The sequence below is a fragment of the Pseudonocardia oroxyli genome (assembly GCF_900102195.1).
Taxonomy (GTDB): domain Bacteria; phylum Actinomycetota; class Actinomycetes; order Mycobacteriales; family Pseudonocardiaceae; genus Pseudonocardia; species Pseudonocardia oroxyli.
Genome location: NZ_FNBE01000019.1, coordinates 19899 through 41892 on the forward strand (window position 1 = coordinate 19899; position 21994 = coordinate 41892).

Genomic DNA, 21994 nt, shown 5'->3' on the forward strand with positions numbered 1-21994 from the left:
ATGGCCAAGACTCGTGCGCGCACCCCGCGGTACATCGGCGCGATGTAGGGCGGACGCGCGTCCGGATCGGACTCCCCCAGCTCGTCGACGAGCCGGTTGAGCGGCTCGACGTGCTCGGCGTAGCGGTGCTCCCACTGCTCGGCCCGATTCCTCGGGTCCGGCATCCGTCGCGGCATCGGCCCGCCTTGTCGTCACTCCTCCGAGTGAGAAGCCTCGACACGCCGAGTCGCGAGCCGAATGGGCCGGGGCCGGGTTGCCCCATAGCGGCCTGGTTCCTGGGTCGAGCGACGTGGGAGAAATGGATCTGCGCTGGTCGACTGCCCGAGGCGATGACCATCAACCTTCACGCGGCAGGGCCGCAGCCCAATGAGCCGAATGCGCCCAGTCACCAGTCCCAGTCGGTCCACGCAGCATCCTTTGCCGGTGGACGCCCCTTCGGGCCGTACTTCGCGAGTACCGCGTCAAGATCGGCCTGTCCCGCAAGGGCTGCCACCGCCGGCGGGATCGGACGTGCAGCGAGGACCTGTCTGGTCGCGGGCACCCCTTCGCCTTGTCCGAAGATGGTGAGCGGGGTGCTCGGACGTCGCATCGCGTAGACGCGCCACTTCCCGATGGCAGAGTCGAGCATCGCCACCGCACCCTCGGTACGCACCATCGTCACCGAGCGGGCGCCGTTCGTCGCGACGCAGGTCAACGGCGCACCGTCGTAGAGCTCGGTCGCGAGCTGCGCCGCCGGCCGCATGGGGTTCTTGAACGTGCCATGTGCGACCCAGGCCCCGTGCTGCTCTTCGAGGTCCAACCCCGCCGCGGCGAGGCCCGCCTTGATCTCCGCCTTCGGATCGGCGGTCGCCTGCCGCGCGAGTTCCACAGTGGCCAGTACCTCGGCCTGACCGGCGAGCCGCGCACCGATCTCGCTGGACCGCAGCAGGACGGCCTCGAGCACGACGTCTTCGGTCAAGGTCGCAACGTCGTGCGCGGGCTCCCAGGCTCTCGTCAGTACGACGTCGGCGGGTCGACCACCGTGGACTCGGGCATCCTGCCCGAGCACCGCCAGGCACACCGCCACGAGCGCACCGAGGTAGGCGTGCGACTGCTCCGGGCTGTCGTCGATCTCGGCTCGGTCCTCGACGAGCGAGCGGACCACGTCCGCAAGGTCCTCTCGCCACGACTCGTCGGCTCCCCAGATCCCCGCGGCAAGCAGCTCCAGGAAGAGGGCGGCCACCGTCATCCGCAGCGGGAGGCTGGGCAGGGCCACCGACGGGCTCGGGGAGATCGACATGACCCACCGGTGGATCCACGTGCGGTAGCGCGCCCGGGCCTCAGGTGGAACCCGGCGAGCCTCCCGGCCGAGCTCGACGTCGAGCAGCTCGATGTCGCTCTCCGTCTCACCCTCGGCGAGCTCGGTCTCGTCGTCGACCGCGCCCACCGCCCACTCGCTCGCCTCGACGGTGTTCACCGGGGAAGGCAGTGCGCCCGGGAACGCCAGCTCGACCAGCCCGGCGCCCATCGAGTGTGTCGCATGGTCGAGGAACTCCGTCCACGCGTCCTTCCTCGCCTGCACCTCGACCGCGCCCCCTGCGGGCACTCGCAGAGTCGCCGTGGACGCACGCTGCTCAGCCGACAGCTTCAGCAGGGTGAGGAGGTCCTTGCTGAAGCGCGCCATCACCTCCGAGTCCCCGATAAGCTCATCGAGCTCGTACGCTCCGCGAAGCCGTGGCTCCTTGCCGAAGTCCGTTCGCGGTCGGCACCGATGGGGATCAGTCACGAAGGCCGGGACGGACTCGACGACGGTCTCCTCGAGGGTCGCCACGAGTCGAATGGCGGCGCCCGCCGGTTCGGGCGAGTCGACGGTCCAGGTCACTGCGGCCGAGGCCCGGGTGGCGGCAAACACGCCACGCGCCTGCCAGGAACCCGGAGCTCCGTCCGGCGAGAGCTCGACGGTGACCGTAGCGTCAATGCCGCTGACGGCGGTCACCTCGATCGTCCGGTCCAGGCGGCGGGCGCCGAGCAAACGCAGGGCCGGTGACGACTGCTCCCGCTCCGAGGGCGCCGTCGACGGCCACTGAGCGACCGTGTCGGCCGAAACGGGCCTGGCGTCGGGCAGGAGGCTGCGTTTCACCGACGCGGCGACGGCGAGCTCGCAGTTCCCGCCTTCGCGGACAGTCCTGAGCAGCGCCGGGGAGGTCACGTTTGCGCTGCCGACCACGACATGCACGCGGCCGTCCCGGTCGACGTGCTCGATCAGCTTGCCGTGCATCGTGCGCTCGTCGTCCACCTCGTGGAACTCCGCCGTGGTGCGGCCAGCTGCCGCAAGCAGAGTGCTGGGGACGAAGGACGTCAACTGGCTCTGGAGCGCGAAGCGGACTCGGTCGGGACGGGCCCGCTCGAGGACCGCGCGGACCGCTGCCGCGGAGGGATCGATGAAGGGAGCCGCCAGGTTCACCTCGGCCGCCTCCACCGGCAGGCCGTCGATGATCGGTACCCGCAGGTTGTGGAGCAACCGCACGTCCGGGCGGCTGTCGTCGATCTCCGCCGGCCGTAGCGCTGCCCCGACGTCCGCGAGCGTCTCGGCAATCCAGCCGGGCATGGCGACGTGGCGCGGGAGGTCCTGCAGCCAGGACGCAAGTTCACTCTGTACTCGTAGCCCACGGTCGCGGCGACCACGCAGAACGCACCACAGCTCGTGGTTGTGTCCCCACCCCGACATCGTCGGGTTGCCCGAGCCGATGGCCGTCCAGACGTCCTCCTCCCCGACGAGGACAGCGAGCTTCGGGTGGAACGCTCCGGGAATCGTCGCGGCGCCGTACTGGTAGACGTGGCCCGCGAAGCGGACGTCGATCGGGTCGTGGATCTGCTGGTCCGCGTCGGACAGCACGGTCACCCGCGCTCCCATCTGACGCGCCTTCGACACCGCAAAGCGCTCGAGGAACGCCAGGTCCGCCGTGTACCCGAGCACGAGGAACTCGCGGAGCGGATCTCCCTCCGGACGGTCCTGCCACTGGCTGAGCAGGGTCAATGGGGAGGCGAAGGCCGTGTGCTCGATCATCGTCATCGCGGCAACTCCAGGAGGTCACACCCGAGATCGGTGACGGCGTCGTCGGCGAGGCCTAGCTGCATGGCGAGTCCGGCCAGTTGGTCGACGCGGAGGCCCACGTTCCCGGAGCCCTCCCGGCTGGTCGCTGTGAAGGTGTCGTTGCGCTCGTGCAGGCGTGAGAACACCTGCATGCGGCCATGCTGGAACTGCACCTTGCGAAACGCGACCCGCCGGGACTGGGCGAGCATGTCGTCGACGAGGTCACATCCAAGATCGCGAAGGGATCTCGCTGCATTGTCGCCGATCCGCCGACCCACCCACTCGGGGCCAAGGATGCTGTTCCGCACCGTTTTGCCGCCCCGAAAGGCTTCGAGGGCCAGCCCATCCAGGCTCTGACGGCGGCGGGCGCCGATGGCCAGCAGAGCGAGGTTCTCGAGTACGCCCTCGCCCTTGTCCAGGACGTGTTGCTCGCCGGGAGCGGGATGCCCTGCCGCGTCCATAAGCTCGGGGAGCATCGCCTCCCACCCCCGGAGGCTCAGCGGCGGAAGCCGGTCAGTTATCCAGCTGTGGATCTGAGCGCGGGTGGTCACCCCGTTGTCACGGACGAAGTCGACGAGCCCGGCCCACAACCGCCGCCACGCGCCGACCGAGTAGTGACGCAGCAGAAGGCCGCGCCACGCGAGGGCTCGATCCTCTCCGGCGAGGACCGGGTCCTCCGTCGCACCGGGGCCGAACGCCAGCGCCTGCCGGAGAGCGACCGACCAGGGCTCACCTGGCGACAGTTGCTTGGCGCGCAACAGGATCCGCATCGTCGCGCGCCGTGTGAGGTCGGTGATCTCCCAGCTTTCAGGGTCGTGGACGCCTGTACGGGTGGCGGTGAACAGCTCCCGCAGCGCCCCCGCGTCAGCTCCCCCTAGCGACCCCACGGACAGCTGCGCGAGATGCGGCAGAAGGTCGCTCGACGGCCAGGTGTCGCGGCTCGCCGCGTCGAAGACCGGGGCGAACATCTGGCGGACCGGCTCGGGGCACGCGTGCCGTGCAGGACGGATCGCTCCGTCCTTTGTGGTCGCCGTCCCGAGCACATCGGACGGACCGCCGTACTGAGACCAGAACCCCCAGTTCCGCGGCGAGTACGACGTCTTGCCCAGCTCCGCCAGCTCCCACGCTGAGCCGCCCCTGTTCAGCCCTCGCTGCAATGCATCCGCGCCATGAGCGGTCACGCCGTCCGGGTCGTGGGTCTTCGTCGCCAACGCCAGCAGAACCTCGGATCGGCGGAGGATTCGCTGACATACCGCCCCGTCGAGATCCTGCCGCTCAGCGTAGTCGGCGAGTGCCCAGTAGAGGCCGTAGTAGCGGGCGAAGTCGGTCAGCGTGGACACCCCGGGCATGAGCATCGCAACCATGCCCAACACAGGAGCCTCGACGGCGAGCGGATAACGCCCATCGCGCTGGTCGAGCCCCTTCTGCGCCCAAGCGGGGCCCTCGACCGCTGTTGTCACGCCAGCGCCTCCATGAGCTACCGCCATGCCTTCTCCTTCAGCCCCGTGCCCGCACCGAGGGCGAGCCGATCATCTCGATCCTCGGTGAATGCCGCGCTCCTTCGCGCGACTATCCCTCAGCAAGCTTGTCAATTTGCTTGTCCAGGTTCCTGACGAGCGTCGACTCGGTCCCGTAGTGCTCCTGGAATACCGGCCGCAGCCGCACCAACTCGGCGCGCGCCTCCTCGGCTCGGCCGTCGGACGCGAGCAGCTGCGCGAGCACGAACCGGCTTTCGAGGATGGGCTCGGCGTTGTCGGGCTCCGTCGGGTCGACGTGCTGGAGGTAGAAGCGCAGCTGCGCGAGGGCCTTGAGCGGCTCACCGAGCTCGGCGTAGGCGTGGCCTGCGTAGTAGGCGCATTGCACCGCACGGGGATGCACGTCGCCCAGCCTCGCGCGGTACGTCTCCTCGGCCTCCGTCAGTAACGATGCCGCTGCGCGATACTCGCGACGCAAGAACTGAATCATGCCGAGCTGGAAGCTGAGTTCCAGCCTGAAGAAGGGCTCGGCGGCCGCCCTCGCGAGCCCGTCCTCCAAAATCTCGACCGCCAAGCCCAGCTGGTCGTCCCCCATGAGGGCCGTGGCGCCATTCTGGATTTGCACGAATTCAGCGTCGGTGAGCGGGGCTCGCGGGCTGGGCACGACCGGCCGCGACCTTGGCGCGAGGAGCGGAACACGGAACGGCCGCGTCGGGTCCTGCACCTCGTCACTGCTACCGGTCAGCCCACCTATCAGCGGAACCAGTGCCGCGTACACCTGCTCCGCGGTGGGCCGCTCTTCGGCGTCCTTGGCGAGCATCCGGTTGAGCAAGCCTTCAAGCTCCGCGGGCGCGTCGTGCCGGGCCAGCTGGACCGAGGGGACCTGAGTCTGGAGGTGGTGGGCCCGCAGCGGTGTGGTCGTCGAGTCGAGGTACGGCGGGTCCCCGGCGAGCAGTTCGTAGAGAAGACAGCCCAACGAATAGACGTCCGACGCAGCGGTGACGACCCTGCCCAGGTGCTGCTCCGGCGACATGTAGACAGGTGTGCCGACGGTGCGGTCGATCTGAGTGAGGCGGGGTAGCGCGCTGGCCCCTCGCAGGATGGCGATGCCGAAGTCCAGCACCTTGACCAGGCCGTTCTCGACGATCATCACGTTGGCGGGCTTGATGTCCCGGTGGACGACGTCGACGCGATGCAGGTCGGCGAGCACGGCAGCGATCTGCGCCGCGATCGCCGCTGCCCACGCGATGGTCGGGCGGGCGGTCTCGTCGTAAGTGCTGCGGTCGAGCACCGTCTCCAACGTAGAGCCGCGGAGGAGTTGCATGACCAGCCAGACGCGACCGTCGTCGGTCAGGCCGGTGTCGTAGACGGCGGGGGTGCCCGGGTGTTCGAGCTGTGCCGCCATCCGGACCTCGCGGAGGAACCGCTGGCGGTTACTCGCCTGCGCCTCCTCCAGCTCGAGTAGCTCGGTGCTGCTGACCTCAGGCCCGATCGTCGGCTGGCGCAACATTTTGATGGCGACCGGACGGCCGAGACGCTCGTCGTAGCCCTGGTACACCTCGCTCATCCCACCGCGGCCGAGCAGACCGTCCACGCGGTAGCGGTCTCCGAGGAGACGCTCCGGCTCAGCCGACATGATCCCCCTCGTCCGGGCGCTCGATGGCCGTCAGCTCGCGCAGATCGTCCCACTCCTCGATCGCCGCACGCTCCGCTTCCTCGGCACGCCGCCGGCTATCGAACACCTCGTAGCGCTCGTCGGTGACCTCGCGCATTCTCGCTGCGGAGACGGTGCCAGCCCCCTTCAGCAGTTCGCGCTCGTCGAAGGTCAGGAACCTGTCCGTCTGCGCCACCCAGTCGGCCATGACGAGCGTGAGACGGCGGCGAGCCCGGTCCTCGGCGAAGTCCAGGAAGCGGGTGGTGAGGAGGTTGAGCTCGGACATCTCCTCTTGCAGGAGGTAGTTCTTCGCCGTGTCGATGTCCTTCTTCTGCACTCGCCGACCGGCCCACGACGTCAGCCCGAGGTTCAGCGCCGCCGGATCGCAACGCATGACGATCAGCTCCGCTGCGGTGTGGCCCGTCACCGCGAAGAGCAGCTTGTTCTGGATCGTCTTGAAGAAGGTCCGAGCCGCCTCGGCGTCCTTGTCGTAGTCGCTGCTCGTGGCGGCGAAGATGTCGCGGACCTTGAGGTAGAACCGCCGCTCGGACGCCCGGATGTCCCGGATGCGTTCGAGCAGCTCGTCGAAGTAGTCCGTGCCGCCCGGGTCCTTGAGCCGGCGGTCGTCCATCGCGAAGCCCTTGACCAGGTACTCGCGTAAGACGGTCGTCGCCCACTGACGGAACTGCACCGCTCGCAGCGTGCTGACCCGATAGCCGACGGCAAGGATCATGTCGAGGTTGTAGACCTTGACCTCGCGTTTGACCTGCCGGTTGCCCTCCTGGCGAACTATCAACGCAGAGTTGATAGTTGCCTGGGTCACTTCGCCATCGGCGAGAACCCGGCTGATGATCTGCTGGATGTTCTGCACCGACGTCGCATACAGCTCCGCCAGCTGAGCCTGTGTCAGCCACACGGTCCCCCCGACCGCCCGCAACTGCACCCGGCTCTGCCCGTCGTCACTCCGGTAGACGACGAGTTCTCCCCCCGGCTCGGTCATCAGCCCCCTGTCTCGCGCCGCATCTGTTCCCGCAGTGCTGCCAGCGCCTCGTCCCGGATTGGGTTGTTGATGATCTGGTAGGCACGCTTGCGCGCCGCCTCCTTGATCATGCCGCGGAAGTCGGCGTTGTCGAAGTAGTGCTTCACGAAGTCGGTGTTGCGGCCCGCGTTGTCCAGCACGATGTCGTCGAGCTTGTCGTTCGCGACCTGCCCGAAGCGATCCTCGTCGTTCATCAGCGCGATCTGCTGCATCTTCTCGTCCTCGACGAGCCCGATGACCTGCTGAAATACCAGAATGGCGTCCGAGGTACCGAGGCCGAGGCCGAAGCGGTCGTTGAGCTCGTCGATGACCTGGGACATCGGGACCATCTCGGGCTCGCGTGCTCCGCCTCCGTCCGCGGCGTGGCCTCGGACCTCCCGGTCACCCACGTCGGACAGGGACACGTTGTGCTGCCCGGTGAATTCGAGCCGGAAGTGCGTGAGGTCGGCGTCCCCGATGTCCACCGCGACCTGCGCTCGACCTGGAAGCCGGACCAGCAGGAGCTTGCCGAACTGGTAGAGGCGCTCCAGGTCTCGGTCACCCCAGTCGATGACTTGCGCCAGCAGGCTGTAGGCACGGACGTACTGCTCCAGGGCTCGGCGGAAGCCGTCCTGCTCGTCCTCATCGAGCTCGCCGAAGCGATCCAGCGCGGGTTGCAGCACCCCGTGCAGCCGAGCGTGGAGCTTCTTGTCCGCGGCGGCGGACAGCTGACCCGGCCCCGCCTCGCCGAGGATCTCGACCAGCAGCTCCATCTCGGACGCCACCAGGACCTCGTAGTCCATGACCTCGCGCTGCTTGGCGTACAGGATGTTGGGGTCGGACGGCGTCGTCAGCGTCGTCTCGAACCAGTCCTTGAAGGACTCGGCGATCGACTCCGCGTCGTTCACGAAGTCGAGGATCCGGACGTCGTCCTGAGATTTGAGCGGATGGGTGCGATTCAGCCTGGACAGCGTCTGCACGGCGGTCACGCCGGTGAGCGGCTTGTCCACGTACATGCCGCAGAGCAGCGGCTGGTCGAAGCCCGTCTGGTACTTCTCGGCCGCGATGAGCAGTCGATACTCGTCCTGATCGCGGGCGACAGCCTGCGGGTCGTCCGCCTTCGTGTAGGCGAACCTGTCCGGGAGCTGCCGCTCCCCGAACCCGTTCATCTGAGCCTCGGTGCGCTCGACCTTCGTGTCCGGGTCGGTGAGGCTCCCCGAGTAGGCGACGAGAACACCCAGCTGCTTGCCCGTGTCATCGAGGTGTTTGAGGATCGCCTGATAGAGGTCCAGTGCGTCCTGCCGGCTGCGGGTCACCACCATCGCCTTCGCCCGTCCGCCGAGCCGGCCCGCGTGGTTCTGCTCGAAGTCCTCGATGATCAGTTTGGCTCGCTGCGCCACCGACGCGTCGTGCTGCATCGCGAACTTCACGAACGCGGCCTTGGCCTTCGCCTTGTCGACGTCCGGGTCGGTGATGCCACCGGCCTTCTGCTCGACCGCGGCATCGCGTAGGCGCCACTTCGTCTTGTAGGTCAGGTAGTTCGCCAGGACGTCGAGGATGTAACCCTCGTCGATTGCCTGCCGCATGGAGTAGACGTGGAAGGGCTCGTACATGCCCTGGCTACCGTCACGTTGGTTCACGAGCTCGGGGTTCCAGCGGCCGAACACCTTCAACGTCCCTGACTTGGGGGTCGCTGTGAAGGCGAAGTACGAGAGGTTCGGCTGCTTGCCGCGCACCCGCGTCTGGTAGGTCGCCTCGTCCTCGTCGTCCGACTCGCGGACCGCGTTGGCGCCCAACGCCTCCTTGAGCCGGTTCGCCGCATCCCCGCCCTGGGACGTGTGGGCCTCGTCGATGATCACTGCATAGCGGCGGCCCTTGAGGTCCATCTTCGCGATCTTGGCCAGGATGAACGGGTACTTCTGCAGAGTGCTGACGATGATCTTCGACGTCGAGTCGTCCAGCGCCGCCGCCAGCTGCGACGAGTCCTCGTCGATCTTCTTCACGACGCCGGGCTCGTGGTCGAACTGGTAGATCGTGCGCTGGAGCTGCTGGTCGAGCGCCGTGCGGTCGGTGATGACCACGATCTTGTGAAAGACGGGCTCGTTGGCCTTGTCGAACAGGTTCGACAGCCGATGAGCCAGCCAGGCGATGGTGTTGGACTTCCCCGAGCCCGCGGAATGCTGGATCAGGTAGCTCTGGCCGGCGCCGTTGTGCTGTGCGTCCTTGACCATCTGCTGCACGGCGTGCCACTGGTGGAAGCGCGGGAAGATCCGGTTCGCGGTGTGCGGATTGGTCTTCACCCCTCGCTTCTTCGGCGCCTCGACGTGGACGAATCGCTGCAGGATCTCCAGCCAGTTGTCCCGCTGCCAGATCTGCTCCCAGAGGTAGGAGACTGCGTACTCCCCCGGCTTCGCCGCCGGGTTCCCCGCCGCTCCGCTCTTCCCGGGTCCAGCGGTCCCGACGTTGAACGGCAGGAACCGCGTGTCCGCGCCTTCCAGCCGAGTCGCGACGTAGGCCCGGTCCGGATCTACGGCGAAGTGCACAACAGCCCGCTTCGCAAAGATCAGCTCGTTCGGGTCACGGCGCCGGTACTGCGCGATCGCCTCGTCCGTCCCCTGCCCCGTGTTCGGGTTCTTCAGCTCGATCGTCGCGACGGGCAGCCCGTTGACGAGCAACACCATGTCGATCGACTCGCCCGTGCGCGCACTGAACCGCACCTGGCGCGCGACGGTGAGGAAGTTCTGGTTGTAGTCGTGGAGTGCATCGGCCGCGAGGGTGTGGCCGGGGCGGAAGTAGGCGAGATCGAACGCGATCCCTCGCTCCTTCACCCCGTGTCGCAGCACATCCAGCACGCCGCGCTCATCGATCTCCGCCGCGAGTCGTTTGGTGAACTGCTGCTGAGCGGTGGTCTGATCCCCGCCGTACAGCTCGATCAGCTTGTCCCACTTGAGTTTCTGGGTGCGGCCGAGGAAGACGAGCAGGTCAGACGGATCGATCCCGAGTTCGGGCCGGTACTGTCCGGACGATGGAGCCCAGCCAAAGGCGAACAGGTAGCCCTCCGCAACACGCTCAAACGCTTCCTCCGTATGCAGCCTAGGACTCATTTCAATACTCCGTCCACGTTCGAGAAGTCGACTTGGCCGGTGACGGCAGAGGAAATGAGGGCTTGGCGACGCTCCCTCAGAAGATCCAGGCGTTTCGTGAGCTGGCACACCTGCCCCTCGAATGCATCGGCAAGGCCTGCGCAGTACTCTGTCACCTCCCTTTGAGCCCTTCTGGAGTCTGGTGCTGAAATTCGTAGTGAGCGAACGAGGTCTTGGCTGATATTTGGCTGACCTCCACCCGATGCCAGCGACACAATCCTGGACCGATGAGCGATAAACCAGTAAAATGCATACTCGACCGAGAGTTCGCCATGCTCACTCAGCACACAACATGCCTGATTCACCGCGGCTGGCAGCGAGTTCATTCCAACTCGCCCAACGGTCGCTCCGTACATCGCCACAATCAGAGCGCCCGGCGGATAGACCCGAAGAGAGGGGTAGTCGCGAATGGCTGCCCGACTCACCTTCCGCACAGGCGATGAAACGACCCCATCACGGAGATCAGCGGTGTTAATCCACGAGATTTCGCCATCGAAGTACTCGGGGTCAGTTGATCGGGGAGTCGTCCCACTGCCGGTCCGGAATACGCGGCCGATCTTGTATAGCTTGCTGCGGGATCCGACCGTCGGCATCCACGGAATCCCCGTGGCAACCAGCTCGGAATCCCAGCCGAGGGTCGTGGCAACCCTAAGTGATTCCAGGAACCTCTCACGCAGAAGTTCTAGTTGGCGGCTAGTTGCCGTTTGAATTACGTCGAGAGCCGACGACTCGCCAGCGACGAGGTCCGATATTTGGCGCTGCTCATGGAGGGGTGGCAGTGGGATACGAAGTGATTCAAGATCAGGCATGTAAATGGTGAGATGCGTAGATCCGTACGCAAGTCTCTCCCACTCGGGCTTCATCGCCCTCAACACCAACAGCAAGTATCTCGGGTCAAGCCGCGGTCCCGCCGTCCATGTCACGAATGCCTGAGTCGTAGCCATTGGACGGCCCACAATCACACTATATCCGACTGAGGCGGTTCGCGAAAGCATAACCGTTCCCGCGGGGTGTAGAGTTGCGGCACTGTTAGCCATTCCTAGCTCACTGATCCTCTGATCAGTGTCCATCAGAGGAGACAGGTCGTCAGGCCGTCGAGTGACGTCAGGGGTCGTCACCCACGGGATTGTGCAATCGCGCCAATACTCCGGCTTGGCGCGATCCGGGGTGTGCCCCGTCCCCATCTTCGCTACATAGGTGAGCGGCACAACCTCCCAGTGGTCAGGAATCTTAGGTGCCCAGCCCAGAGCAGTCACCTACTCACCCCGCCGAACAGCTTCTGAATTTGGACCTCTAGCGCACGCAGCTCGCTATCGATATCAGCCAACGGGCGGGTCGGCGTATAGACGTAGAAGTGGCGGGTGAAGGGGATCTCGTAGCCGACCTTCGTCTTGTCCTCGTCGATCCAGGCATCCGGGACGTGCGGAATGACCTCACGCTTGAAGTACTCCTCGATGTTCTCGTCGAGGGGCACGTTCTCGTAGTCCCGCAGGTCAGGGTCGGGGAGCACCTCCCCCTTCGCCTTCTGAACCTCACCCTCGGGGTCCGACACCGCGATCGCACCCCAAAGAGCCTTGACTATCCCCGCCGTCGTCGGCCACGGGATCTCGGCGTTTCTTGCAGTCGAGCGCAGCTCGTCGCCTGCCGCCGCCCTGGTCCACCACACTGTGCCGAGCAGCGGACGCAGCGCCTCAACGAACACGTCACGGTCGACCCACTTGGCCAAGGGCTTCGCATGCCGCAACGCGAGGAGAGTGTCCTCAGTGATCTCGAAGCGCTGCTTGAGCGGGCGCTCGACAGTGATGCGGTGGTAACCGAAGTCTCGGGTGCCGAAGACCTTCACGCGGGCGTGGTCCGGGTCGTCCGGGTTGTCGGCGATCTCCAGCGCACGAGCGTAGACCTGCGTGATGTGGCTGATCTGCGCCTCGCTGATCTCCTTGCGCTTGTCCCCGAGAGACTTGCGCATCTTCTGCCACTGGTCGCGCGCGTCGAGCAGGATGACCTTCTTCTTCAACCGCTCGACCTTGCGGTTCGACAAGATCCAGAAGTATGTGGAGATGCCGGTGTTGTAGAAGAGCTGGTCAGGCAGGGCGACGATGCCTTCAAGCAGGTCGTTCTCCAGGATCCACTGCCGGATCCGCGACTCCCCCGAGCCCGCCGCGCCGGTGAACAGCGGCGAGCCGTTGAAGACGATCGCTAGACGAGAACCCTTCCCCTCCTTCGGCTCCATCTTGGAGATCATGTGCTGCAGGAACAGGAACGATCCGTCGTTGATCCGGGGCAGGCCTGCACCGAAGCGACCCGCGTGGCCGAGCTCGGCCTCGGACTCGATGGCGTCCTTGACCTTCTTCCACTCCACGCCGAAGGGCGGGTTGGCGAGCATGTAGTCGAACTTCACGTCTCCGTGGGCGGGCTCGGAGAAGGTGTTGGCGAACTCGACCTTGCCGGGGTTTCCGCTCATCAGCATGTCGGCCTGGCAGATGGCCCAGGACTCGCCGTTGACCTCCTGGCCGTACAGGTAGATGTGCGCGTCGGGGTTGATGCTCTTGATGTACTCGTCCGCCGCGGTGAGCATGCCGCCCGTGCCGCAGGCAGGGTCGAGGATGTTGATGACCTGGCCGGGGCCCTTGACGTGCTCGTCGTCTGGCCCGATCAGTAGGCTGACCATCAGCCGGATGACTTCCCGCGGAGTGAAGTGCTCACCGGCCGTCTCGTTCGAGTCCTCGGCGAACTTCCGGATGAGGTGCTCGAAGACGTAGCCCATGTCGTGGTTCGACAAGTGTTCGAGGTCCTTCATCGCCGCGAACTTGCCGACGACCTGATACAGCAGCTTGGAGCTTGCGAGCCGGGAGATCTGCTCGTCGAGTGAGAAGCGCGCCAGGATCTCGCGGACCGCGGGGTGGAACCCGTTCACGTAGTCACGAAGGTTCTTCGCCACGTTGCTCGGGTCCGCGACGATCGTGCGGAAGTCCTGAGCCGAGGTGTTGTAGAAGTGCCGCCCCGCCACCTTCTCCAGGATGATCCTCTTGTTGTTCATCTCCGGCAGCTCAGCGTCCCGCTTGCGCACGGCGTCGCGGGTCGGCGCCATGACTGCGTCGAGCCGACGCATCAGCGTGAACGGCAGGATGACGCCGCCATACTCGTGCCGCTTGTAGTCGCCGCGGAGCAGATCCGCGACTGCCCAGATCTCGGCGGCCATGCGGGTGTGGGTGGGGCCGGAGCCGATGGGCTGCGTGGACGAGGTCACGTCGTTCTCTTCTCGTTCTCGGCGGTCTCGGTAGTGATGGTCTCGCGCGGGGTGAGGGCGCTGGGATCGAGGGCACCCGTGGTGAGTCCGTAGCTGGTCTGAGCGGCGACCGCCCCGGTGACGGTCGCGAGCTGCGTCGCGACGCGGCCCAGTTCCAGGAGCCGCCGATACGCCTCGCCGTAGCGGCGTTGCTCTGCAATCGGGAGCCGCGGCACTCGGCAGCGGCGGACGTCGTCCCGGGTCAACGCACTGTGCGTGTTGACGACCGGGGCGGCAAGCGCGTCCGCGCGAACGAACAGCGCGAAGAAGTAGGGATCGAGCCGGTCCGGCTCGACGCCGATCACCTGCGCGACGCCGCGGTCGTCCGCCGCCGTCCCCGTGGCGACGACCGGCTCCCTGTTCATCGTGCGGAACAAGATGTCGCCGGCGCGCGGTTCCGCGTCGCGCGGCAGGAGGGTGAGTGCCCGCGATCGTTCGAGCTCGGCGATCGTTACCACGTCGCCGAGCGCCGGGCCCGTCCGACCGACCGGCTGGGGCAGCGCCCGCCCGACGTCGCTGTACAGAGCGCGGAGCCGTTCGGTCGCGGCGGCGAGCTCGGCCGGATCCGGCTCGACGGGTCTGCGGACGTAGCGAGACGGCACGAGCGGAGTCTCGCCGTCGAGCAGCTCGATCGTCGGCACCAGGCGGGAGACACCGGGATCGCCGCCCTCGAGCAGCCGCCGCCAGACCTGGTACGCCAGCGGCACGTCCCGAATGTCGCCGAGACCGCTCAGCTCGATCATCGCGACGCCGCGGCCCGGTTCCCGCTGCTCCAGGACCCAGAGCTGAGTCGCCCCCTCGCCGTCTCGGGTCAAACCAGTAGGAAGCGCGATCACCGCGCTCAACACACCGGCCCGGACGAGCATGTCGCGGACGTGCCTGCCCGATGGACGGACCGCCGTCACTGGCGACACGGCGACCACCGCCACCCCACGCGGACTGAGAAGGGCGAGGCAGGCCTGCACCCAGGCGAGATCCGGATCGAGCGGATCGGGCAGGCCGAAGCGCCACCGCGGATCGGCCGCCAGCGTGGCGGAGGGCCACGTCTTCTGCTGGGGCGGAAGGCAGACCACCCCTCGCACCTTGCCAGCTACGTCTGCGAAGAGGTCCTCCTCGATCAGCCGCCCCACCCGCAGGTCCACCCCTCGCACGGACGCGTTGACCAGCGCTGCGCTGTGGGAGTCGGGCACCTGACCCGCCAGCCGAGCCTGCGCACCGAAACGCTCAGCGACAGCACCGAGCAGCAGCCCGTCGACACCTGCGGGGTCGAGCACCATGGGACCGTGCCCTGCTGGCTCGTCAGCGTCGTCGAGCGGGGGAAGAACGGAGGCCATCACCCGTGCGAGCAGCTCGGGGGCCGTGAGGTCGGACAGGTCTCGGTCGGTGTCTGGGCCAGCGTCTCGGAGAAGCTGAGTCCCGGTGCTCGTCCGGCCCGATGCCGCCAGTTGGTCAGCCTTCCCTGTGGTGACAAGCCACTTCTCCACCTGCTGCCAGGAGTAGAGGGCGCTGCTCCCCGCCTCGCTGACCGGCAGCGGAAAGTCCGGGTAGCGCTTGCGCCAGTTGGCGACCGCGGCTCTTCCGACCCCGGCGCGCCGGGCCACGGCTGCCGCCGTGACGAGGTCACGCTCCTCTAGGCTCACCACACGAACGTACTCGACGCTCACAGAGTCTTGCAACTCTGTGAACATTGCTTGCTCGCTCACAGCTGTGTACGCTGACTCTCGCCGGTGGCTCCGCCCCAGCATCGGGCTCGACGAGTTCACCGCAGGCGACTCACCCAAGCACCGAAGCCGTGCCGCCCGATCGCCGCGACTGTGTCCGAATCCCCGATGCCGATTACGTCCGTCGGTCGATTCGGCTTCTCCAAGGCTGTCCGCAAATAGGGAGAGGATCTGAGATGCTGAGTTCCGCCGAGCACGTCGCTCTTCGCACCGAGGTCGCCCGGAGTTCGACCATCCTCTCGCCGAGCACCATCGTCCCAGCTCAGAGGGCTGCCATCCTCGCTCTCGCGATCGTGAAACCGGAGATCCGGCTCGACGCGGAATCGGTGACCCTCACCCCCCACGCGGTGCAGCGCTATCGAGAGCGGGTGGAGGGGGTGCAGCGACGGATCGCGGTCCGGCGGCTCCGCTGGCTGGTCGCCACCGCCGACTGGCAGCACCGGCCGCGGTCGTGGACCGAGATCGTGCTGCATCCCGACGTGGTCTACGGCTACAGCCCGGACCGGCCCGACGTCTGCCTCCTCGTGCGGGACACCGCGCTGGTGACCGTGTTGTCGCAGCGGTTCCTCGCCCAGGCGATCCCGCTCCCCCGGTCTCGTCGAGCCGGCTGACGCCGCTCGACCGCCTGGTCGGCGCCTCGAACTCCGGAGGGGTGGGTTCGGGGCGTCGACCGCTCCTCAGAACTGACGATCTTCCGCGCTCCGGCTGACACCGGACGAAATGACATCGATGTGACTTTAGGAGGTTCTCATGACGACGCTGGAAGGACAGTCCGTGCCCGCCGACGTCCCCACCTGGGCCACGGGATCCGCGGTGCTCACCGCGGACTCCGACACCCTCGCCGTCTGGCAGGTGAGCCTGGACGGGCGGCCCACCGGGGCGTGGATCACACCGCTCGACGAGCTGCGTGCCGAACCGGACACGGCGGGGCGGCTGGTGAACTGCGTCGAGCGGCGGGCGATCGCGCTGTCGGACGTGTCCAGAGCGGACACGGTGCTGAGCGAACTCACCACCTGCGCCAAGCTCGAGGACGGTTGGTGGCGCGGGCAGACATTCGACGTCGCCGGCGCGTTCGGCGACGTGCTGGAGCGCCGCGCCGGGGTGGAACACGCCATCGCGGCTGTGCGGGAGTCCGGTCGGAAGACCACCGACATCGACTGGCGTCGGGATCTCGGCGGGCCCGCCGGCTCGATCGCGGAGCTCCTCCGCCTGGCCCGGCTGGGGGTACCCAGCGGATCGCCTGCTGTGTCCGACGCCCTCGCCGTCGTGGGAGTCCTCCGCTGGATCGCCGGGGTGTGGGAGGAGACCGAGCAGGTCAAGAACCGGCGCGACTACGTCCGCACCGCCTTGGGGCCGCCGGAGCCGTTGCCGCCGCGTTGGCGGGAGGCGGCCCTGGCGGCCGACCGCACCCGGCTGCCGCTGTGAACACCCCCGGCTACGCGGTCATCGACGTCGAGACGACCGGGATCCAGCCCGGCTTCCACCACCGCATCGCCGAGATCGCGATCGTGCACGTCGACCCGTCCGGCGCAGTCACGGACTCGTGGGACACGCTCGTCAACCCCGGACGGGACCTCGGGCCGCAGTGGATCCACGGCATCCGGGCCGCCGACGTCCGGCGGGCGCCGGTCTTCGGAGAGGTCGCGGGCGAGATCGCGGCACGCCTGGCGGGGCGGGTCGTCGTCGCGCACAACTGGGCGTTCGACGCCATGCACCTGCGCGCCGAGTACCAGCGGCTCGGTCACGAAGTCCCGCTTCACCGGGACGCTGGGCTGTGCACCATGCGCGCCACCGGAGTAGCGATCCCGTGGACCCGACGCTCGCTGGTCGAGTGCTGCGCGGCCGCAGGACTGCCCGAGCGCGACTGGCACACCGCGGCGGCGGACGCGGCCGCCGCTGCCGACCTGCTGAGGTTTCTGCTCGCCGCCGCACCGGACGTCGTCCGCCTCAGCGAGGAGCAGCTCCGCACCGCGGCATGGCGCTGGCCGGATCTGGGCGACCACCGAGGGCGTGCCGTTCAGCGGACACCGTCCGGGACGACTCGACCGCACTTCCTCGCCCGCCTCGTCGACCGGATCCCACGGGCCGAGCGCCCCGAGACCGACGCCTACCTGGCCATGCTGGACCGCGCCCTGCTCGACCGGCACCTCTCCGACACCGAGGCGGACGGGCTGCTCGACCTCGCCCACGACCTGGGCCTGCACAAGGCCGAGGTCGTCGAGGTGCATCACAGCTACCTGACCGCGCTCGCCCAAGCGGCGTGGGACGACGGTGTCGTGACACCCGACGAGCACGCGGACCTGGTCTCCGTCACGGGCTTGCTCGATCTCGACGAGGACGCGGTGGACGTTGCACTGCGGGCGGCGCTGGACGAGCCGATGACTCCGACGTCGGTCTCTGTGGGCGGGCTCCACCTGGCACCCGGCGACACCGTCGTCCTGACGGGGACGATGCGTCGGGGGCGACGGGAGATCACGGCGGACGCGGTCGCCGTCGGGCTCCGGATGACGACGAACGTCAGCCGTCGGACCACGGTGGTCGTGGCGGCCGATCCCGACTCCCTGTCCGGCAAGGCGGAGCGGGCTCGCGAGCTCGGTGTCCCGGTCGTCACCGAGGACGCGTTCCTCAGCCTCCTCGACTCGGTTCGCCATGGGTAAGCCGGACCAGCCGCGGAACCCCGACAACGGCAGGTGGCGCAAGCGAGGGGTCACCTTCACCGTCGCCGCCACGATCGGGCTGGGCATGGCCTACTTCGGAACGACGGGCGGAGCATCGACAGCAGCCCGGCCCGCGAGTTCATCGTCGGTGAAGGCGAAGGACCGGAGCTTCACCAAGGTCGTCGCCAGACTGGAGAAGCAGGGCCGGACTGTACGGCGGCTCGATGAGGCCTTCGATCAGGACTGCGCGCGGCAGTCCTACGGCCAGGTGCAGGACTACCTCCGTGCCAACCCCTGCGAGGGGCTCGGGCGCGCGCTGTTCGAGATCACGGAGTCCGGCGTCACCGTCGTCGTCGCCGTCTCGGTGGTCGACATGCCCGACGAACCGACGCCCGGGAGCTGCACCGGCTCGTCGACACCCACGGCACCGGCAACATCACAGAGCTCCGCGATACGCGCCGAGTCACGTGGACCGGCGAGCAGTACGCGTCCGGACGCCACGAGACGACGGTCGTGAACGCCCAGGCGGAGCCCACCACCAGCCGAACCGTCGCCGCGGTTCGCCTGGCTTCCAGCCTCGCCGACAGCGTGGTGTGACGAGCACTGCGGAACCGCCGATATCACCCGATTGTGACCCTACGTGAGCGTTGGGTGACCGATCACCGCTAGCGTTCTCGAAGCACGACCATCCGGGGGGATGTATGGACAAGGCAGAGCTGGGTCTCTACGAACTGCTCATCGAGCGCCTTCTCGCCGACGACGCCGTCGACGACGCGACGTCCGGACTGATCCTCGCCGCGTGGTCCGGCGACGACGCACTCGCCGACGCTCTCGCCGGTCGTGGCGCACCCACCGCTGAGCCTCCCAGCGAGACCGAGGCCGAGCACCCCGACGTCTACCTGGCCGCGGTCCATGCCGAGGGGTTCCGAGGTATCGGCAGGCCCGCAACTCTGCAACTGGCGCCAGGCCCTGGGCTGACCCTGGTCACCGGCCGCAACGGTTCTGGGAAGTCGAGCTTCGCGGAAGCCGCCGAGCTCGTGATGACCGGCAGGAACGAGCGCTGGTCCGGTAGGACGGCCGTGTGGCGCGACGGCTGGCGCAATCTCCATTCCGGGGACGACGCGTCGGTCGCCGTCGACCTCACCGTCGCCGGCACGAACGGCACCACGAAGGTGCAGCGCCGTTGGGCCCCGGAGGACAAGCTCGAGGGCGGCCGGTGGACCCGGCAGGAGCCCAAGGCCAAGGTTCAGGACTTCGACGGGTCCGTATGGGGTGCGTCGATGCAGACCTACCGCCCCTTCCTCTCCTACAGCGAGCTCGGCGCCCTGATCGACGGCAAGCCGACGGAACTCCACGATGCCGTGCACGATCTCCTCGGACTCGGAGCCCTGACCGCGACCCAGACGCGGCTCAAAGCGGCGCGCAAGCCGCTCGCCGACCGGGCCCGGGACGCGAACGCCGAACGCAAGGCCATCCGGACCGACCTGGCGAGCGCGGACGACCCGCGCATTGTCGAGGCGCTCGCTCTGCTCAAGTCGACTTCGCCGGACTTGGGACGGCTCGCCGGACTCCTCACTGCTGCCGAGGATCCCGGCGGGAGTGCCGCAAGCCTGCGCGCGGTCCTGGACCTGAGGCTGCCGGCTGCCGAGGACGTGCGAGCTACGGCCGAGCGGATCCGCGCCGCCGTCGACGAGCACACCGCGGTCGCCTCCGCCGAGAGCAGCCGCGCCGACGTCGTGGCCCGGCTCCTGCGCGAGGCCCTGCACGTTCACACCGACTACGGATCCACGACCTGTCCCCTCTGTGAACAGGGCACGCTCGACGACGCCTGGCGGGCCTCTGCCGCCACCCGTGCCGATCAGCTCGAACGCTCAGCCGCCGAGGTGCGCGGGGCAACCTCCGAGCTCGAGGCCGCGATCGCTGCCGGGCGCTCGCTGGTGCACGCCCTCCCCGCTGTCCTCACCGGACGGGCGCGCGAGACCTGGCAGGACTGGGTGCAGGCCGGTCGAGCCGAGGGACCTGCGGCACTCGTACAGGGGTTGGAGGCGGCCCACCCCGTCGTCGCGGCCGCCCTGGCGGAGGCGCGCGCCGAGTCCGAGGCCGAGCTGGCTCGGCGGGACGAGGTCTGGGCGCCGGTCGTTCGTAGGCTCGGCGCCTACCACGACGTGGCCGCGGAGGTCGCCGTCGAAGCCAGCGCGAATGCCACGCTGGCCCGGGCCGAGAAGTGGCTCGCCGACACCGCGACCGAGTTGCGGAGCCAGCGCCTCGCTCCTTTCGCGGAACAGTCCCAGCATGTGTGGCAGGCACTGCGCCAGCAGAGCAACGTCGGGCTGGGGGCGGTGCGACTGACCGGCACGCACAATCAGCGCCGAGTGGCGGTGGACGTCAGCATCGACGGGGTGGACGGAGGTGCCGCGCTCGGTGTGATGAGCCAGGGGGAGCTTCACTCGCTCGGGCTTGCGTTGTTCCTCCCCCGCGCGACGGTCGATCAGAGCCCCTTCCGCTTCATCGTGATCGACGACCCGGTGCAGGCCATGGACCCGGCGAAGGTCGACGGGCTGGCCCGTGTCCTCGCCGAGGTCGCGCTCACCCGGCAGGTCGTGGTCTTCACCCACGACGATCGCCTCGCCGACGCCGTGCGCCGCCTCGAGCTGCCCGCCACGATCTGGGAGGTCGTGCGCGGCGAGCAGTCGGCCGTCGAGATGCGCCGCAGCGACGATCCGATCGCCCGCTACCTCGACGACGCCAAGGCGATGGCCTCGACGGAGGACCTTCCGCCGGACATCCGCAGCGAGCTGGTCGCCTCCTGCTGCCGCAGCGCCGTCGAGGCCGCCTGCCATTCCAAGATCCGCTCGGTTCGTCTCGCCGCAGGCCACACGCATGCAGACGTCGAAGTCGTGCTAAAGAACGCCGATACGACGAACAAGAAGGCGACCCTCGCCGTCTTCGACGATCCGACGCGTGGCAGCGACCTGCTCGGCCGCATCAAGTCAGGGCTCGGCCCGGGCGCGGTCGATGCCTTCCAGAAGTGCAAGAAAGGTGCTCACAAGGGCCTGGTCGGTGACCTCCACCCCTTCATCAAGGACGTGAAGAAGCTCGCCGAGTGGCTCCAGAAATGAGCCATGCCGCGATCCACCGCCTCGACGTCGCCGACCGGATCCTGCACGCGCCGGATCTGGTCGAGGACGGTGCCTGGCCGCGGGCCTGCACGTGGCTCATCCGCCTCGCTCTCGAGCACGGCCTCGACGACTTCTGGGCCACCCACCGTCCGGAGGTCGCCGAGGTGTCCAGACGAGCGCAGCTTCTCACCCTGACCCGCACGATCGACTCCGATCTCGGCTCGCGCGCCACCGTGCTCTGGTACGCCCTCAGCCAAGCCGCCCACCACCACGCCTACGAGCTCGCCCCCACCGGCGCCGAACTCCGGACCTGGCACACCGATGTCCACCTGCTCACCGAGGATTTGAGGTCTCGCAGCGCGTGAAGACCGGAGGCGGTGTCCATCTCAGCCTGCGAGCTGGAGCGGCGCACCGTTGAAGGTGTTCAGGATCGTTTGGTGGGTCTGCCACCCGCGGGAGCGAGTGCCGGGCTCGCCGGGAGGCGTACCGGGTTGAGCTGCGGCGGCCAGGAGCTGCCCGAGGCCGCTGCGGGCGAGCATCAGGAGGCAGTAGGTGGCTCGGGCGCAGGTGACGGCGAGGCGGCCGAAGGCGGAGTTAAAATCGTCGACCGCGTCATCGGCGAGTACCTCAGGCCGCGGACCTGTCACGCCCCGGACCCGCGGACTCGGTCGCAGAGCACGTCGCCGCGCTCCAGCGGTTCGCCGATGCGCTGCTCGAAGCGATCCGACCGCGCGTGAGCGCACCCTCCGACACCAGGAGCGAGCCGCCTACCTCGCGCAGTGGAAGGAGGAGGTCCTCGGCTGGTTGAGCACCGACCCCACCTCCCGCTCGTAGGATTCGCCCGCCGA

14 protein-coding genes are annotated in these 21994 nt (G+C 68.0%); 6 read left to right on the plus strand and 8 right to left on the minus strand.

Annotated elements, in window-relative coordinates:
- Positions 1-385 precede the first annotated feature (385 nt).
- From BLS43_RS24460 to BLS43_RS24495, 8 genes are all read right to left on the minus strand, one after another.
- Positions 386-3052 (minus strand): phospholipase D-like domain-containing protein, encoded by a 2667-nt coding sequence (locus BLS43_RS24460; protein WP_093089056.1) that lies wholly within the window; start codon positions 3050-3052, stop codon positions 386-388.
- Positions 3049-4533, minus strand: a complete 1485-nt coding sequence (locus BLS43_RS24465) for a hypothetical protein (protein WP_093089057.1) — start codon at positions 4531-4533, stop codon at positions 3049-3051. Before BLS43_RS24465 ends, BLS43_RS24460 begins: the two co-directional genes overlap by 4 nt.
- Positions 4534-4642: 109 nt before the next feature.
- Positions 4643-6142, minus strand: a complete 1500-nt coding sequence (locus tag BLS43_RS24470; protein WP_218129995.1) for a serine/threonine-protein kinase — start codon at positions 6140-6142, stop codon at positions 4643-4645.
- Positions 6143-6173: 31 nt separating this feature from the next.
- Positions 6174-7202, minus strand: coding sequence for a virulence RhuM family protein (locus BLS43_RS24475; RefSeq protein ID WP_093089059.1), 1029 nt, complete (start codon positions 7200-7202; stop codon positions 6174-6176).
- Positions 7202-10432: a type I restriction endonuclease subunit R gene (locus BLS43_RS24480; protein WP_245707768.1), complete on the minus strand. Its 3231-nt coding sequence runs from the start codon at positions 10430-10432 to the stop codon at positions 7202-7204. The genes BLS43_RS24475 and BLS43_RS24480 overlap by 1 nt, the downstream gene beginning before the upstream one ends.
- Positions 10321-11619 (minus strand): restriction endonuclease subunit S, encoded by a 1299-nt coding sequence (locus BLS43_RS24485; RefSeq protein WP_143030202.1) that lies wholly within the window; start codon positions 11617-11619, stop codon positions 10321-10323. The genes BLS43_RS24480 and BLS43_RS24485 overlap by 112 nt, the downstream gene beginning before the upstream one ends.
- Complete coding sequence (locus BLS43_RS24490; protein ID WP_093089153.1) at positions 11616-13562, minus strand: type I restriction-modification system subunit M; 1947 nt, start codon at positions 13560-13562, stop codon at positions 11616-11618. The genes BLS43_RS24485 and BLS43_RS24490 overlap by 4 nt, the downstream gene beginning before the upstream one ends.
- 44 nt (positions 13563-13606) lie before the next feature.
- Complete coding sequence (locus tag BLS43_RS24495; RefSeq protein ID WP_143030203.1) at positions 13607-15313, minus strand: N-6 DNA methylase; 1707 nt, start codon at positions 15311-15313, stop codon at positions 13607-13609.
- Between the two features lie 350 nt (positions 15314-15663).
- Between BLS43_RS24495 and BLS43_RS24500 the strand changes: the two genes are divergently transcribed.
- From BLS43_RS24500 to BLS43_RS24525, 6 genes are all read left to right on the plus strand, one after another.
- A complete protein-coding gene (locus BLS43_RS24500) occupies positions 15664-15981 on the plus strand; it encodes a hypothetical protein (RefSeq protein WP_143030204.1) in 318 nt (105 codons plus the stop codon).
- 139 nt (positions 15982-16120) lie between these two features.
- On the plus strand, positions 16121-16795 hold the full coding sequence (locus tag BLS43_RS24505) for a DUF6218 family protein (protein WP_093089064.1): 675 nt from the start codon (positions 16121-16123) through the stop codon (positions 16793-16795).
- Entirely contained in the window at positions 16792-18027 is a 1236-nt protein-coding gene (locus tag BLS43_RS24510; protein ID WP_093089065.1) for an exonuclease domain-containing protein, read from the plus strand. The genes BLS43_RS24505 and BLS43_RS24510 overlap by 4 nt, the downstream gene beginning before the upstream one ends.
- A complete protein-coding gene (locus BLS43_RS24515; protein ID WP_143030205.1) occupies positions 18020-18544 on the plus strand; it encodes a hypothetical protein in 525 nt (174 codons plus the stop codon). Before BLS43_RS24510 ends, BLS43_RS24515 begins: the two co-directional genes overlap by 8 nt.
- A gap of 184 nt (positions 18545-18728) precedes the next feature.
- Positions 18729-21146, plus strand: coding sequence for an AAA family ATPase (locus BLS43_RS24520; protein WP_093089067.1), 2418 nt, complete (start codon positions 18729-18731; stop codon positions 21144-21146).
- Positions 21143-21511, plus strand: a complete 369-nt coding sequence (locus BLS43_RS24525; RefSeq protein WP_093089068.1) for a hypothetical protein — start codon at positions 21143-21145, stop codon at positions 21509-21511. The genes BLS43_RS24520 and BLS43_RS24525 overlap by 4 nt, the downstream gene beginning before the upstream one ends.
- Positions 21512-21994: the final 483 nt, after the last annotated feature.